Here is a 15,748-nt window from a genome sequence, read left to right on the forward strand (position 1 = left end):
CATGAGCATGACAGCGAGCGCAGGGACGGCCGACGGGCGGACGTGGTCGTGGACCGTCGAGGCACCCGAGTGGTGGACGGCGGTGCCCACCACGCGGTCGGAGCCCGCCGAGGCCGTCGCGGCCTGGCGGGACGGGGTGGTCGAGGTGGTCCGGGCAGCGGTCGAGGCGCGGATCGCCGAGGCCGAGGCGCCGGAGGACGGAGTCTCGGACGAGGAGCGAGCCGAGCTGCACCGGCAGGTCGTCGACTCCGTCGAGAACCTGCTCACCTACGCCGACGAGGTGCCGGCCGGGACGCGGGTCGTCGCGCTCCTCGGGCTGCAGGACCACGGCCCGGTCCCGGTCCTGGTCAGCGTGGCGCTCGGCGAGCCCGACGCCCCGGACGACACCCTGCTGGAGGCGGTGGGTGCCCGGGGCGGGGCCCCGTTCGACGCGCCGCACGTCGAGTACCTGGACCTGCCCGACGGCGACGGCGTGCGGGTGACCCGGCTCGACATCGACCCGGCTGACGGGAGCGCGTGGCTGAGCATCGGCCTGGGCCGGCGCACCGAGCACCCCGACGCGGTGGTGGACACCGTGGTCCTGTGGCGCACCCAGGACCTCTTCATCGTCGACACGGTGAGCGAGGCGCTCGACGAGCTGCTGGCCGCCGTGCGGATCAACCGGAGCGAGCTGTGACTGCCGACCAGACCGACGACCAGCCCGCCGAGCCCACCACGCGGGCGGCCGGCAAGCCGACCGACGCCTGGCTGATGCTGCTCCCGCCCGGGTGGGCGCGGTTCCCGACGGGCGAGGGCCGGGAGCGCGAGCTGGACCGCGCGATCGAGGAGGTCGTCCTGCGGGCGCTGCCGGACTCGATGCCGCGTGACAAGGTCGAGCCGTTCCGCCGCATGCTGCGCGACGAGCTGTACAAGAACCTCAGCGAGGCGCGCGACGCCGGCACGGGGGCCGTCTACCTGCCGACCGAGCCCATGGAGGGCGTGCAGGTTCCCGCCTCCATCGCGGAGGTGGAGTGGGTGGGCGAGGCCGGCAGCGACCCGCTGCAGGTGGTGGCCGCCGTGCTCGGCGACGACTACGAGGACAGCGACCTGGTCGAGCTCGACGGGCGCCCTGGCGTCCGCGTGGTGCACACCCGGCACCGGGCACGGCGCGACGACACCTGGCCGGAGCTGTCCACCCGGCAGGTGGTCTACGCGGTGTCCCGCGACGAGGAGGCCGGCGAGTGGCTGCTCCTGTCGTTCTCGACGGTGTGGAACAACCACAGCTCCCAGATGCTCGCCGAGGCCCTGGTCCTGTTCTTCGACGCCGTGATGACGACCTTCCGCTGGGCGGGGCCCGGTGCCGACCTCCAGGGGATCCCTGAGCGCGTGGTGCCCGGCTCCGCCTGAGCGCGACCACGAACGACCTGCCCGACGAACCCATCGACGCAGCACCACATCTGAAGACGGAGCAACAGTGCACCTGGTCCACCGCACCGCCGCCGCGCTCGCCGCGGCGGCCCTGTCCCTGGCCGCCGCGGCGGCCGTCACACCCGCGGCGGGCCTGACCGCCGCGCCGACCGTTCCCGCCTCCGTCGTCGCCCGGCCGGCTGCCGCCGCACCGGTCGCCGCGCACCCGGTCCGCGCTGCCGGGGACGAGGACGTCAAGTACTACGTCGTCCAGACCTCCCCGGACGGCACGCCGGAGTTCCTGTTCGAGCTGGCCGAGCGGTTCCTGGGCGACGGCAACCGCTACATGGAGATCTTCGAGCTGAACGAGGGCCGCACCCAGCCCGACGGCAACAAGGTCACCAAGCCCGAGATCCTGGTGCCCGGCTGGGTGCTGGAGATGCCCGCCGACGCCAAGGGCGAGGGCATCGAGACCGGCCCGCTGCCCGCCGGGGTGTCCGAGCCGGGCGAGCCGGCGGGCGGCGCGTCCGAGCCGGCGGCCGGCGAGCAGCCGGCGGCGCCGGAGGTGCCGTACTACATCGTGGCGACGACGCCGGAGGGCGAGCCGGAGTTCCTCTACGGCATCGCCGAGAAGCTGCTGGGCGACGGCGAGCGCTACCGGGAGATCTTCGAGCTGAACAAGGGGCGCGAGCAGCCCGACGGTCAGAAGATGACCACCGAGGACGTCGTCGAGGTGGGCTGGGTGCTCCAGATGCCCGAGGACGCCGAGGGTGAGGGGCTGCAGCACGGCCCGCTGCCCGTCGCGGGCCAGGAGTCGGCGCCTGCGTCGAGCCCGGTGACCACGCCGTCGGCGGACGAGACCACCGGCGGGTCGGCCGACATCGTGCCGATCGTCGTGGGTGTCGCGGCCGTGGTGGTGCTGCTGGTGGGTTCCCTCGTCGCGTACGTGCTGCTGCGCCGTCGCACGAAGGGCGGCGAGCCGTTCGACGACAGCCTGCTGCGCACGGACACGTCGTCGGCCTGGATGGTGGACCGGGCGCTGCGCGTGCTGGTGGCCGCGTGCGAGCGGGACGGCCTGCCCGTGCCGGGCATCGCCGCGGTGTTCATCGAGGGCTCCGCCCTGCGGGTGCGGCTGTCCAACCCCGCCACGCCCGCGCCGGCGCCGTGGGTCGCGAACGAGGACGGCGCGAGCTGGTCGGCGCCCCTGGGCCGGCTGCAGGCGGACCCGGCGTCGACCGATCCGACCTCGCGGTTCTCCCGCCTGGTCACCGTGGGCGTGGCCGACACCGGCCGCGTGCTGGTGGACTTCGGCCAGGCCCGCGGCCTCATCAGCCTGGACGGCCCCACGCGGGCCCGCCACGAGGTGCTGCGCCGCTGGCTGGGCGAGTTCACGGGCAACCCGTGGTCGGACGACCCGCGCGTGGTCATGGTCGGCAACGGGCTGCCGCAGGCCGAGCTCGCGGAGCACCTGAACACCGTGGAGCAGCTCGTGCCCGAGCTGGAGTCGGAGGCGGGCGGCGTGCTGGTGCTGTCGCAGGCGCCGTCCGTAGCCCAGGTCGACATGCTGGCGGCGCGGTTCGCCAACCCGCGGTTCAGCTGGGTCGTGATCGTCCTCGGCGCCGTCCCCACCGCGAAGTGGCGCTTCACCGCCGACGACGCCGGCTGGCTGCGCAGCGGGTTCCTGCCCGAGGTGCGGTACAACGACGCGACGTCGGTGCGCCGGGCGGGGGAGTGACATGCATGCCCTGATCACAGCGCGGCACGGGGAGCGCGAGGCGCTGCTCGCCCTCGACGTGGACGAGGCCACCGAGACGGCCGAGCTCGCCGCCCGGCTGGGCGCGGAGGTGGGCGCCCCGCGGGGCGGCGTCCTGCACGTCGACGGCCGCCCCGTGGGCGGCACCGAGGCCGAGCGCCTGGTGGGCGGCACGCCGCTGCGGGACGGTGCGGTCGTGACGTTCGGCGGCGCGGACGCCGCGCCTGCACCGGCCGGCCCCGTGGACCTGTGCGTCACCGGCGGTGTCGGCGCGGGAGCCGTGGTGCGGCTCGGCGTCGGCGAGTCGGTGGTGCAGGTGGACCGCGAGGGCGGGATCCACGTGGACGGACGGCGTGACGGCACCCTGCCGGTCCTGGCCGTGGCGGTGGGGATGGACGGCACGGTCCGCGTGCGGCGCGTGCCCGACCCCCGGTCGGCGGGCCAGACCGTCGAGCTGGACCGGTCGGAGGAGCCCCTCGGCGAGCAGGAGGAGGCCTGGCCGGCCGGCACCCAGGTGCGGGTGGGCCGCACGGTGCTCACCGTGCAGGCCGCGACCCGGTCGGACGCCGACCTGCGGCCCGGCAAGGAGCCCGGCACGCTCGACTACAACCGGCCGCCGCGGCTCCTGCCGCCCATGCCGGCGACCCGCTTCCGGCTGCCCGCCGAGCCGTTGCCGCCGTCGCGCAACCCGCTGCCCTGGCTGGCCATGGCCATGCCGGCGGTGCTGAGCGTGGTCTCGGCGCTCGTCTTCCGCAACCCGGCCTACCTGCTGTTCGCGCTGGCCTCGCCCCTGATGTACCTGGGCAGCTGGTGGACCTCCAAGCGCAACGGGAAGGTCACCCACCGCGAGCAGTTCAAGAAGCACCAGGAGGAGCGCGCGGCCCTGGAGGCCGAGGTGCTCGACGCCGTGCGGCGCGAGCAGCACCGGTACCGGGTCTCCAGCCCGGGCGCCGCGGAGCTGCGGCTCATCGCGACCACGCCGACGCGCCGCCTCTGGGAGCGCCGCTCGACCGACCCCGACCACCTGGCCGTGCGGCTCGGCCTGGCGGACATGACCAGCCAGGTCGAGGTCGAGGACAGCGCCGAGCCCGAGCACCGGCGCAAGACGCGGGCCACCATGCGGTCGGTCCCGGTGACGGTGCCGCTGCGGGAGGCGGGCGTCGTCGGCCTCGCGGGTCCGGGGGACTGGCCGCGGCGCCGGGCCCGCTGGATGGTGGGCCAGCTCGGCGTGCTGCAGAGCCCCCGCGACGTGCAGGTGTACGTGCTGACCGCGACCGAGCACGTGGCCGAGTGGGCCTGGGCGGCCTGGCTGCCGCACGTGCGGCCCTCGTTCGGACAGGACGCCGTGGCCATGATCGGTACCACCACCGAGACGCTCGCCGCGCGCGTCGCCGAGGTGAACGCCCTGATCACCGAGCGCCGGGCGGCCATGGAGAAGGCCCACGGCACCACCGTGGGCGGCCCCCAGGTGGTCGTGGTGCTCGACGGCGCCCGCCGGCTGCGCGCCCTGCCCGGCGTCGTCACCATCCTGCGCGACGGGCCCGGCGTGGGCGTCAGCGTGGTCTGCCTCGACGGCGACGAGCAGCTCCTGCCCGAGGAGTGCTCGGTCGTCGCCCTGGCCCGCGCCGAGGGTGGCATGCTGCTGCGCCGGCACGACGCCGACGACGTCCGCCGGATCACCGTCGACGAGGTCGAGGACTCCTGGTACGAGCCCGTGGCCCGCGCCGTCGCCGCCACGCGCGACGTCACCGCGACCGAGGGCTCGGGGCTCATCCCGGACTCGGCGCGCCTCGTGGAGGTGCTCGGCATCGAGGACCTGGACGGGCACACGGCGCTGCAGCGCTGGAAGGCAGGATCGGGCTCCACGGACGCCGTCGTCGGCGTCTCGCTGGACGGGCCGTTCCACCTCGACCTGGTCCGGGACGGGCCGCACGCGCTGGTCGCGGGCACCACCGGTTCCGGCAAGTCGGAGTTCCTCCAGACGGTCGTGGCGTCGCTGGCCGTGGTGAACACGCCGCAGACCATGAACTTCGTGCTCGTGGACTACAAGGGCGGTGCCGCGTTCAGCCAGTGCGAGCTGCTGCCCCACACCGTCGGCATGGTCACCGACCTCGACACCCACCTCGTGGAACGGGCCCTGGCCTCCCTGCGCGCCGAGCTGACCTACCGCGAGCACGTGCTCGCGGAGATCGGCGCCAAGGACCTGGAGGACTACCTCGACGCCCAGCGGCGCGGCCACGTGGGGCAGACGCTGCCGCGCCTGCTCATCGTCATCGACGAGTTCGCCTCGATGGCGCGCGAGCTGCCCGACTTCGTCACCGGCCTGGTCAACATCGCCCAGCGCGGGCGCTCGCTCGGCATCCACCTGATCCTGGCCACGCAGCGGCCGTCCGGCGTGATCTCGCCCGAGATCCGCGCGAACACCAACCTGCGCGTCGCCCTGCGGATGACCGACGCCGGGGAGTCCTCCGACGTCATCGACTCCCCGGAGGCCGCGCAGATCGCCAAGTCGCAGCCCGGCCGGGCCTACGCCCGCCTCGGGGCGGCGTCGCTGCTGCCCTTCCAGTCCGCCCGGGTGGGCGGACGACGGCTGTCGACGCGGCAGGCCGCAGAGGTCGAACCGCCGTACATCGCCCGGATCGGCCTCGGCGACCTCGGGGCACCCGCGCCCCGGCGGCCCAAGGCGGCCCGGACGGAGAACGTCCAGACCGACCTGTCCGCCGTCGTGGACGCGCTGCGGGAGGCCGCCGTGCTCGGCGAGCTGCCGCAGCCCCGCCGCCCCTGGCTGCCCGCGCTGTCCGAGCTGCTGTCGCTGGACACCGTGGCACAGCCCGCATCCCCCTCGGCCTTCGCGTGGGCGGTGGAGGACGACCCGGCCGCGCAGCGGCAGGGCCCCGCCGTCATCGACCTGGACGAGTTCACGCACCGGTACGTCGTGGGCGCCCCCGGCACCGGCCGGTCCACGGCCCTGCGCACGACGGCGTTCGCCGCCGCCGAGCGGATGTCCGTGGCCGACCTGCACCTGTACGGGATCGACTGCGGCAACGGGGCGCTCGCGGTGCTGGACGAGCTGCCGCACACGGGCGCCGTCGTGCAGCGCGGGCAGGAGGAGCGGGCCACGCGCCTGCTCACCCGCCTCACGGCCGAGCTGGGTCGCCGGCAGAAGGTGCTGGGCGACGGCAACTACGCCAGCGTCACCGAGCAGCGCGAGCTGGCGCCGGCCGGCGAGCGGCTGCCGCGGATCATGCTGCTGATCGACCGGTGGGAGAGCTTCGTGTCCACCTACGGCGAGGTCGACGGCGGCGCCCTGGTGGACGCCGTCCAGGAGCTGCTGCGCGACGGCGCGAGCGCGGGCATCCACCTGCTGCTCGCGGGCGACCGCTCCTTGCTGTCGAGCCGGATGGGCGTGCTCACCGACGACGCGGTGGTGCTGCGGCTCACCGACAAGTTCGACTACGGGATGGCCGGGATCGCGCACAAGAACGTGCCGGACGAGGTGCCCGCCGGGCGGGCCTTCCGGTCCGGTTCCGGGCGCGAGGTGCAGGTGGCGATCCTCGGCGAGGACCCCGCCGGGCGGGCCCAGACCGCGGCCGCCCGCACGCTGGCCGCCGCGATCCGGGAGCGCGAGGACGTGGTGCCGGGCACCGGCCCGTTCCGGGTCGACGACCTGCCCTCGACCATCACCGCCGAGGCCGCGTACGCCTACGCCGGGCCCGAGGCCGCCAAGCCGCTGTGGGCGATGCTGGGCGTGGGCGGCGACGACCTCACGGCGTACGGCATGGACCTCGCGGGCGACGCGCCCACGTTCATCGTGGCCGGACCCGCCCGCTCGGGCCGGTCCACGATGCTCGCCGTGATGGCCCGGTCCATGCTGCGCGGGGGTACGGAGCTCGTGCTGGTCGCCCCGCGGGCGAGCGCGCTGCGCGACCTCGCGGGCCAGCCGGGTGTGCGGGCCCTGATCACGGACCCGGACGAGGTGACCGAGGAGGCGCTCGCACCGCACCTGGACCCCGACGGCACCCCGGTGGTGCTCGTCGTGGACGACGCCGAGCTCGTGGCCGACGCCCCCGCCAAGTCCTGGCTGCGGGCCTACCTGCGCACGGCGAGCGACAACCAGCGCGGGCTCGTCATCGGTGGCGACGCCTCCGAGGTGGCCGGCGGGTTCTCCGGCTGGCAGGTCGACGCCAAGAAGAACCGGCGCGGTGCCCTGCTCAGCCCGGCGGACCGGTTCGACGGCGACCTCGTCGGGGCGAGCCTGCCCCGGTCGGCCGTGGTATCGCAGGTGAGCCCTGGCAAGGCGCTGGTGCACCTCGGGTCCGGGGAGCTGATGACGTTGCTGGTACCGACGCTGTAGGGGGTCGCGGGCGAGGCGGCCGGCGGTCCGTGGGGGACCGGCGGCCGCTTCGTGCTTTGGCGATGTTGGCTGCTGTTTGGTGCCTGGTGCCTGGTGCCTGGTGCCTGGTGGCGTGGCGGTCGCGCGGGGTGCGGGCGGCGTGCCACGGTAGGAGCGTGCCCGCGCAGGACCCGACGGACCTCGACGCCGCCGTCGAGCGGCTCTACACGAGCCCGCTCGACGACTTCGTCGCGGGGCGTGCCGCGGCCGTCCGCCTGGCGGCTGACGCGGGCGACCGCCTGGGCGCCGAGCGGATCAAGCGCCTGCCCAAGCCGTCGGTCGCCGCGTGGGTGGTCAACCAGGTCGTCCGGGACAGGCCGGAGGAGGTCGCGGCGCTCACGTCTCTCGGCGACGAGCTGCGGGCGGCGACGGCGGACCGGGACCGCGGACGGATCCGGGCACTGGACCACTTGCGGCGCGAGCGGACCGAGGCGCTGGTCCGCGCGGTGCGCGAGGCGGGCGAGGTCCGCGGGCGGGCGGTCTCGGCGGCCGTGCTCGACCGGCTCACCGAGACCCTGACGGCGGCCGTGATGGATCCCGACGCCGCCGCGGCGGTCCGGGCCGGCCGCCTCTCGCGGGCGCTGCAGCACGTCGGGTTCGGGATCGTGGACGAGCAGGGCGAGGACGCCGACCTGGTCGCGCTGCGGCAGGGTGGCGGGGGGTCTGCTGACGGCGGGCCGGGTGGTGTTGGGTCAGGTGATGGCGGTGCGGTTCATGCCGGGCCGGGTGATGGCGGTGCGGTTCATGCTGGGCCGGGTGATGGCGAGACGGGCGGTGGTGAGACAGGCGCGGACGAGACAGGCACAGGCGAGACGGACGCGGACGGCGCCGCGGATCTCGCCGAGGCCGAACGAGCCGTGGCGGAGAGTGCCGCCCGGGTGGACCGGCTGGAGGACCGCCGCGACGGCGTGCGGGACCGGCTGCACGCCGCGGACACGGCGGTCGAGCGCGAGCAGGAGGAGGTGCGGCGGCTCGACCTGGAGCTCGAACGGCTCGGCGCCGAGCGCGACGCGGCACGGCGGTCGCTCGACGAGGCACGGGCCGCCGCCGACGAGGCTCGCGCGGAGCTGGCCGTCGTCGACGACGAGCTCGATGCGGCCGAGGACCAGGCCGCCGAGGCCCGGCGTCGTCGGCGGCGGGCGCGTGACCGCTGACGCCCGCGGGCCTGGCGCAATCAGGCTTCTCGAGGCCCGCTGTCAGTGGGCTCGGTTATGGTCGAGGCATGGCGCGACACCGGATCTTCAGCATGAGCTTCGCCAGCATCTACCCGCTCTACGTGGAGAAGGTGGAGCGGAAGGGCCGTGGCCGGGAGGAGCTGGACCAGGTCATCACCTGGCTCACGGGGTACGACGACGCCGGGCTGCGCACCGCGATCGACACCGGGGTCGACCTGGAGACGTTCTTCGCCGAGGCGCCCGCGATGAACCCGAACGCGGCCCTGATCAAGGGTGTGATCTGCGGGTACCGGGTCGAGGAGATCGAGGACCCGTTGATGCAGCAGATCCGGTACATGGACAAGCTGGTCGACGAGGTCGCGCGCGGCAAGAAGATGACGTCGATCCTGCGGGGGAGCGACCGGGTGGCGGGCTGACCGGCCCCGACCGGTCGCACGGAGCCTACGAGCCGGCGGAGTGCGGCCACTCGACGACGTCGTCGAGGACCGGGGGCTCGTAACCCGGGCCCTTGAGCACCTTCCCGTCGGCCCGGCGCAGGACGCGGCCGTCGTCGCCGATCTTGCTCATGTTGGACCGGTGTACCTCGACGAATACAGCCGGCAGATCGATGCCCAGCGTGTCCGCGGCACCGTAGGTGACGTAGAGGACGTCGGCGAGCTCCTTGGCGACCGCCCGGTAGGCGGCGGCCGGGTCCGCGCCGGAACGGAGGGCCTCCGCCAGGTCCGTGAGTGCTTCGGCCGCCTCGGCGGCTTCCTCGACCAGGAGGGTTCGCCGGTGCTCCGCCACGTCGGGGTGTCCGGTCCTGGCCTCGCCGTCGAACGTCGTGCGGAACTCGGCCACCCGGCGCATGGGTTCGTGGTCCATGGGGGATGAGCCTATGTCTGGCTCTCGGCGTGCGGGCGGCCGGGTGTGGTGCGGTTGTCCACAGATTCAGGATTCGCGCTGCGCTCCGTACGAATGTTCGAGATGATGGTTCCGGAAGAGAGTGGCGGGCGGGGCAAGGGGGTGGTGCCAGGTGGAGTGGTCGGTGAGCGGGACGATCCCGGGCGGTGCTCCGGATGGTGCTGTGGGCGGTGGCCCTGGTGGCGCGCCTGTGGCTGTGGAGCGCGGGGCTGCGGGTGGGATGTCGGGCGGTTCGGCCGGCGTCGGCGTGTCCGCGGAGGCGTGCCCGGCCGGCTCTCTGGAGGGGGTGCTGGACCGGATCGAGGCGGCGGTGGAGGATCTGGCCGGCCTGGTGGCGCCGGGGGTTCTTGACGGATGGGGTGCTCCCGCCGTGTCGCGGTTGGTGGAGATGCACGGCCGGGTGCGGCGGGCGGTGGGCCGGTTGGAGGGTGTGCGATGGGTGGTGCTGCCGCGGATCGAGGAGGAGGGGTCGTGGCGTTCGGGTGGGATGTCGCGGACGTTCGCGTCGTGGCTACGCCTGCGGGAGGGTGTGTCGGCTTCGACGGCGCGTAAGGACGTGTCCGTTGCGCGGCGGTTGGAGCAGGCGCTGCCCGAGACCCGGGACCGGGTGCTGGCGGGGCGGCTGGGTGTGGATCATGCCCGGGTGATGGCGGAGACGGCACCCACGAGCGGGACGCGGCGGGATGCGCTGGCGTGGCTGATCGATACCCGCACGGGTGAGTCCACGACACCGGAGGTGTTCGTGCAGTCGGTGCCGGTGGACTTCCCCGACCCGGTCGACGACCCGGACGGGTCCAGGACGCGGGACCTGATCACGCGGGTGCTGGAGAGCGCAGTCTGTGAGGGAACCGTGGTCACGGGCGAGGCCGTGGTGCTGGGTGAGGCGGACGGGTTGAACGCGGACCAGTTCCGGGTGGTGGCACGCCGGTTCGCCACCGTGGTCGACCCGGACACGGACGACGTCCTGGATGACAAGGCAGCCCAGGGCGAGTTCCTGGACCTGTCCAGGACGCTCGGTGGTTTCCATGTGGCGGGGTTCCTGACCGACGAGCACGGGGCCCTGGTGCAGGCGGCGCTGGGCGGGGTGATGGGCGTACCGGCGGTGGGAGACGACCGGTCCCCGGGGCAGCGGCGTGCGCACGGGTTGGCGGACCTGGCCCGGGTGGTGCTGGACACCGATCAGGCCTCGCCCGGGGCTGCGGTGCGCCCGCACCTGAACGTGACGGTGTCCTGGTCGGAGCTGGCCACCCAGGTCACCCGCACCCGTGAAGGACTGTGCGTCACCTGCGGGCAGGCCATGCCAGGCCGAGCGGCGACCGCCGGACGTGTGGGTCTTGCCGGAGGTGCGGTGTTCACGGAGTCCCGTGACCGGGTCCCGCGCGCCCTGCTGCGCCGCCTGGCCTGCGACAGTGCGATCACCCGGATCGTGTTCGGCTCCGACGGTGCGGCACTGGACGTGGGCCGTGCGCAGCGCACGGTCACCGGGCAGATGCGCCGTGCCGTGATCGCCCGTGACCGGCACTGTGTCTACCCCGGGTGCGATCAACCACCCTCCCGGTGCGAGGTCCACCACGCCATCACCCACTGGGCCCAGGGCGGATCCACCAGCGTGGCCAACAGCGCCCTGCTGTGCTGGTACCACCACCAGCTCGTCGATGCCCGAGGCATCGCCATGCACTGGACAGGCAAACCCACCACCGGGGCCACGGGGGCCACCCTGCTCGAGACCGGCTGGGCCTTCACCGACACCTACGGGCAGCCCATCGGGCTACCCGAACCCATCGACGGCCTGCCCGAGACACGAGCCGCATGACCCCGCACCGGCGAGGACGCACCGCAGACCACGGGGATGCACTGCGAGGCGAGTCAGGGTTCCTCCGGCGCGGCCCGGCGGCCAGGCTGGAACGCGCCTCTCCGAGGGGCCACGGTTCGTCCAGCACCGGCCACCCATCACTCACCCGGCTGGAACGCGCCCACCTCCAGCAGCTCCTGCTCCGCGCTCGCGCAGCCCACGAGCGTCAGCTCGTCGTTCTGCACGAACAGCGATCGGGTCTCCCCGGGCGGGTAGACGCGGAGTCCGTCCGCGGGCGTCTGTCGGCACTCGTCGCCGTAGTTCTCGGCGTTCGAGACGAGCACGACGGCGTGCGCGGCGTCCCCCGGGGCGAGCGTCACGGGCTCGTGCGGGCTCGACCGGTCGAGGGTCGCGGCTGCGCCGATCTGCGTGCCGTCGCCGTCCCCGACGAAGGACGCGCCCGGCCAGCCCTGCAGCACGCAGTCGGTGCCGGACGTGTTGGTCAGCACGATCGCGACCTCGTAGTGCCCGGCCGACCCGCCACCCTCGACCGGCGCGAGGCTCCCGGCGAGGTCCGGCGTCAGGCAGCGCGTCGACTCCGGGGCCGCGCCGTCACCCGCCCCGTCCGACGCTGTCGGGGTGCCGCCGGGTGCAGTGTCGGTGGCGGTCGGCTGCGAGCCGTCCGACGGGGACTCCGTGGTGCTCGGCGCCGACGTGGTGACCGACGGTTCCGCGGTGGGTGTCCCCGACGTGGTGCCGTCGTCGGCGGACGTGCCCGAGCAGCCCGTGGTCGCGAGCAGCAGGGCGGCGGCCGCGACTCCGTACGGCCAGGTCTTGCGCTGTCGAGTGATCACGTTTTCACCCTACGACGAGAGTTGACCGAAGCAACCGATGGAGTAGATGGGACGGAGGGCGCACCTGCCGCACAGGCATCCGTCCCGCTCCCCGGGAACCTTTCTGTCGTGTCTTGAGCGGCGAAATCTCACTGGTTAGCGTCCGATCCGACGCGCGGCGCCGGTGCCGCGCGCGGAAGGAGGACGGTGCAGATGACTGGCTTCGGGAACGAGCTCCCCGTCGACCGGCGGTCGGTCCTGGCGGGTGCCGCAGGAGTCGCCGGCTCACTCGTGGCGGGTCTCGCGCTCCCCGTCACGGCTGCGGCGGCGCCCGGGCGGAGCGAGGCACGTGGGACGGCCGGGGGTGGGGCGCCCGCCGCGTCGCACGGAGGCCGCTACCCCCGCAACTGGCCCGATCCCGAGCCCTACGGCGTCGCGGACACCCGCACCGACCTGTGGCCGCGCGACGACAACTCCTTCGTCCTGCCGTTGGAGCTGCGCCCCCGGGACCAGGAGCTGGGGCGGGTCTGGATCCGGGACACCTACGTCAACTGCTTCGTCGTCGACGGCCGGCCGGTCTACGTCGCGACCGGCACCACGCGTTCACCCGGGCTCCCGGCCGCCGGCCCGTGGAACGACGGCATCTTCCTGTGGACGGCGCCGTCGCTGCGCGGTCCGTGGCGCCTCGCCGACACCATGGGCATCCGGCCGGACGCCGAGCGGGGCAAGGTCTGGTCCCCGGAGTTCGCCGGGGAGAACCGGCCGGGCCGTACCGTCGTCGCCCCGTGGCAGGAGTACTGGGACGACCACGGCCAGTTCGGCAAGCGCGGCAACGCCTGGGCCCCGGAGGTGCACTACTTCCGCGGCACCTGGTACATCGTGGCCTGCATGGGCGACCACTCCACCAAGGTGGGCTCGTTCCTGCTGATCAGCGAGGGTGGTCCCGAAGGCCCGTACCGGCTCGCCGAGGGCAACGTGCACAAGCCCTTCGGTGACCCGTTCATCGGCGGCCCGTCGTTCATCGCGCCCGGCGCGTACCACCACATCGACGGCAGCATGTACACCGAGGGCGACGACGCCTGGCTGGTGCTGCACAACCACCTGTACGCGCCGTTCCGCGACGACATGGAGGACATCGTCCCCACCACGAACCTGCCGCTCTTCCAGCAGTCGCCCTACACGCCCGAGCCGTACCTGGAGGGCGCGTACGTGTTCCGGTACGGCGGCAGGTACTTCCTCGTGCACGCCGCGTGGGACCGCACCTCGACCAGCGCCGACGGCAGCACGCGCAACGCGTACGACCCGCCCGGGACCGGTCGCGTCCAGTACCAGTACGACGCCGTCGTCGCCTTCGCCGACCGGTTCGAGGGGCCCTACTCGGAGCGCTGGACCGCCGGGGTCGGCGCGGGCCACAACAACTTCTTCCTCGATCACCACGGCCAGCCGTGGGCGACCTTCTTCCGCAACCCGGCCGCGGGCTACTGGTCCGACCCGGCGCGGGTCGGTGACGCGGCGGCGGCCGGCGTCGTCCGCCTGGAGTGGACTGGCCCGGACGGCAACCGCCTCTACGTCGCCCGGCGGCCGGGCAGCTAGCACTCGCCGCGCCGGCCGCTGGCGCCCAGCGTCCCGGCTGCCGACGCCAAGCGGGCGGCGGCTGAGCGGAGCGCGGACGAGCGCCCCCGGCACCCTGCGTCTGGCGGTGCGGAGGCGGCGGCTCGCGCCCGACGCCGCCGACGGCACGCGGCAGTCCGGTACCCCGCGCCGTCCCCGCCCGCACCCGAAAGTGCGCCTCTACCCAGCGATTATGCCCAGAAACCCGATGGTTCTTGGGCGCAATCGCTGGGTAGAAGCGCACTATCCGGCGTGTCAGCCGTTTCGTTCCGCCAGGGCCTGCTCGTACTCGTCGCGGATCTTGTCGCCGCCGCCCCTCACCCACGCGTCGGCGGCCGCCGACCAGTCGCTGACGGGCTTGCGCCCGGCCAGGATGTCGTTCTCCGCGGACACGAGCCGCTCGCCGAGCTGGCCGCCCTTGCGGCTGGCCGTGTCGCTGAAGAGGCCTTGCACCGGGTTGCGCACGGCCGTCGGCACGACGGCGGCCTGGGCGTCGTGCTCCGCCTGCGCGACGTCGGGGTCGCCCGCCTGGAAGTTCACCCACGGGCCCTCGACGACGTACTTGAGGCCGAGCTGGATCTCGGTGCGGCCCTTCTCCGTGAGGACCGGGTCGGTGCCGTCGAGCTCGTGGTGCACGCCCTCGACGCCGTAGGTCCGGAACAGGTGCTCCTCGGAGCCGAACGGGGCGGCCAGGTAGTTCAGCACGTCGAGCAGGGCCTCGACGCGCGACTCGGACCTGGCACTGATGGACGTGATGTTCTGGACCGGCGCGCCCAGGTGGATGCCCGCCGTCCCGCCGCCCTCGGCGAGCGGCGGGGGCGCGACCGAGAGCTGGAACTGGTCGTCGATCGGGTAGTTCGAGAAGTCCGGCCAGGCGCTGAACGTGTCGTCGAGCATCCGGATGGTGCCGTTGACGAGCCACGTCTTGCGCTGCGGCTGGGTGGCCGGGACGCCGTCCGGGTGCACGAAGCCGTCGGCCACCAGGCGCCGGCCGAGCTCCAGCGCCTCCTGCTGACGCTCGTGCAGGTTCGCGCTGGTCAGCTTGCCGCCGTCCTCGGACCAGCCGTTCGGGATCTCGTACATCTGGCGGAGGTGCCCCAGCGGCACGCGCCCGAGCGCCCAGGTGTTGCCGCCAGAGAGCTCCTTGCACAGGTCGTAGAACTCCTCGGCCGACTTCACGTTCGGGTCGATGCCCTCGGCGTCGAACCAGTCCTGGCGGGCGTAGAACACGCCGCTCTGGGCAGGCCCGCGGGGCACCGGCACGGCGAAGATCTTGCCGTTGTAGACGCAGGACTGCCAGCTCTCGGTGGGGATGTTCGCCAGGAACGGGTACTTCTTGACCGCGTCTCCCGACAACAGGTCGGTGAGGTCGGTCGCCCGCTCCTCCAGGAGGCTCGGCAGGCCGGGCACGTCGGCGGGGAACATCTCGAAGAGGTCCGGCAGGCGGTCGCCGGCCACCGTGGTCTGGAACCGGTCGGAGTAGTCACCGGCCGGGGTCAGCGCGATCGTCAGAGCGAACCCGAGCCGCTCGTGCAGCGCCTGCCAGTACGCGTTCTCCTCGACCGACGGCGGGACGGGCGTGTTCGTCAGCCCGAAGATGCCGATGTCCTTGCCGTCCCCGGGCGGGCCGTCGGTCACGGCCTTCGGGGCTGCCGGGTACCTCAGCATCGTGTCGGGCACGCCGTCGGTGCCCTTGATGTCCATCGGCACCCCGGTGTACGGGACGTAGGTGGGCAGCACCACCGAGGCGTTGCCGGCCAGGGCGTCGCCGCCGCGGCCCTCGTTGCTGCAGCCCGCCAGGCCGAGCAGCGCGAAGGCGCCCAGGACGCTCCCTCCCTTGAGCAGGCTGCGGCGGCTGAGGCCGGGATCGGTCAGAAAGCTGTTCATGACTACTCCTCATCG

Annotated in this window: 11 protein-coding genes; 8 read left to right on the forward strand and 3 right to left on the reverse strand. The window is 73.8% G+C overall.

The genetic code is table 11. The features are described from left to right. The first annotated feature begins 1 nt into the window (after position 1). From ACO229_RS03695 to ACO229_RS03720, 6 genes are all read left to right on the forward strand, one after another. Entirely contained in the window at positions 2–676 is a 675-nt protein-coding gene (locus ACO229_RS03695) for a hypothetical protein (RefSeq protein ID WP_423463799.1), read from the forward strand. Continuing rightward, positions 673–1,386: a hypothetical protein gene (locus tag ACO229_RS03700; RefSeq protein WP_423463800.1), complete on the forward strand. Its 714-nt coding sequence runs from the start codon at positions 673–675 to the stop codon at positions 1,384–1,386. Before ACO229_RS03695 ends, ACO229_RS03700 begins: the two co-directional genes overlap by 4 nt. Positions 1,387–1,453: 67 nt before the next feature. Beyond that, complete coding sequence (locus tag ACO229_RS03705) at positions 1,454–3,121, forward strand: LysM peptidoglycan-binding domain-containing protein (protein WP_423463801.1); 1,668 nt, start codon at positions 1,454–1,456, stop codon at positions 3,119–3,121. Between the two features lies 1 nt (position 3,122). Next, positions 3,123–7,493, forward strand: coding sequence for an FtsK/SpoIIIE domain-containing protein (locus tag ACO229_RS03710; protein ID WP_423463802.1), 4,371 nt, complete (start codon positions 3,123–3,125; stop codon positions 7,491–7,493). Between the two features lie 155 nt (positions 7,494–7,648). Further along, entirely contained in the window at positions 7,649–8,686 is a 1,038-nt protein-coding gene (locus tag ACO229_RS03715) for a hypothetical protein (RefSeq protein WP_423463803.1), read from the forward strand. Between the two features lie 68 nt (positions 8,687–8,754). Then, positions 8,755–9,123, forward strand: coding sequence for a DUF2200 domain-containing protein (locus tag ACO229_RS03720; protein WP_397418677.1), 369 nt, complete (start codon positions 8,755–8,757; stop codon positions 9,121–9,123). Between the two features lie 25 nt (positions 9,124–9,148). Here the strand turns inward: ACO229_RS03720 and ACO229_RS03725 are convergent, their stop codons facing one another. Further along, positions 9,149–9,571, reverse strand: a complete 423-nt coding sequence (locus tag ACO229_RS03725) for a hypothetical protein (RefSeq protein ID WP_397432040.1) — start codon at positions 9,569–9,571, stop codon at positions 9,149–9,151. Positions 9,572–9,800: 229 nt separating this feature from the next. On the opposite strand from ACO229_RS03725, the gene ACO229_RS03730 reads away from it, so the two are divergent. Then, entirely contained in the window at positions 9,801–11,423 is a 1,623-nt protein-coding gene (locus ACO229_RS03730) for a DUF222 domain-containing protein (protein WP_423463805.1), read from the forward strand. 137 nt (positions 11,424–11,560) lie between these two features. On the opposite strand, the gene ACO229_RS03735 is transcribed toward ACO229_RS03730, so the two are convergent. Further along, on the reverse strand, positions 11,561–12,256 hold the full coding sequence (locus ACO229_RS03735) for a DUF4232 domain-containing protein (RefSeq protein WP_423463806.1): 696 nt from the start codon (positions 12,254–12,256) through the stop codon (positions 11,561–11,563). Positions 12,257–12,448: 192 nt separating this feature from the next. Here ACO229_RS03735 and ACO229_RS03740 point away from each other — a divergent pair, with 192 nt between their 5' ends. Then, positions 12,449–13,828, forward strand: coding sequence for a family 43 glycosylhydrolase (locus tag ACO229_RS03740; protein ID WP_423463808.1), 1,380 nt, complete (start codon positions 12,449–12,451; stop codon positions 13,826–13,828). A gap of 273 nt (positions 13,829–14,101) precedes the next feature. Here ACO229_RS03740 and ACO229_RS03745 read toward each other — a convergent pair whose 3' ends face one another. Then, positions 14,102–15,733, reverse strand: coding sequence for a hypothetical protein (locus ACO229_RS03745; RefSeq protein ID WP_423463809.1), 1,632 nt, complete (start codon positions 15,731–15,733; stop codon positions 14,102–14,104). Positions 15,734–15,748 lie beyond the last annotated feature (15 nt).

This window comes from Promicromonospora sp. MS192 (genome assembly GCF_049532985.1).
In the GTDB taxonomy this organism is placed as follows: Bacteria; Actinomycetota; Actinomycetes; order Actinomycetales; family Cellulomonadaceae; genus Promicromonospora.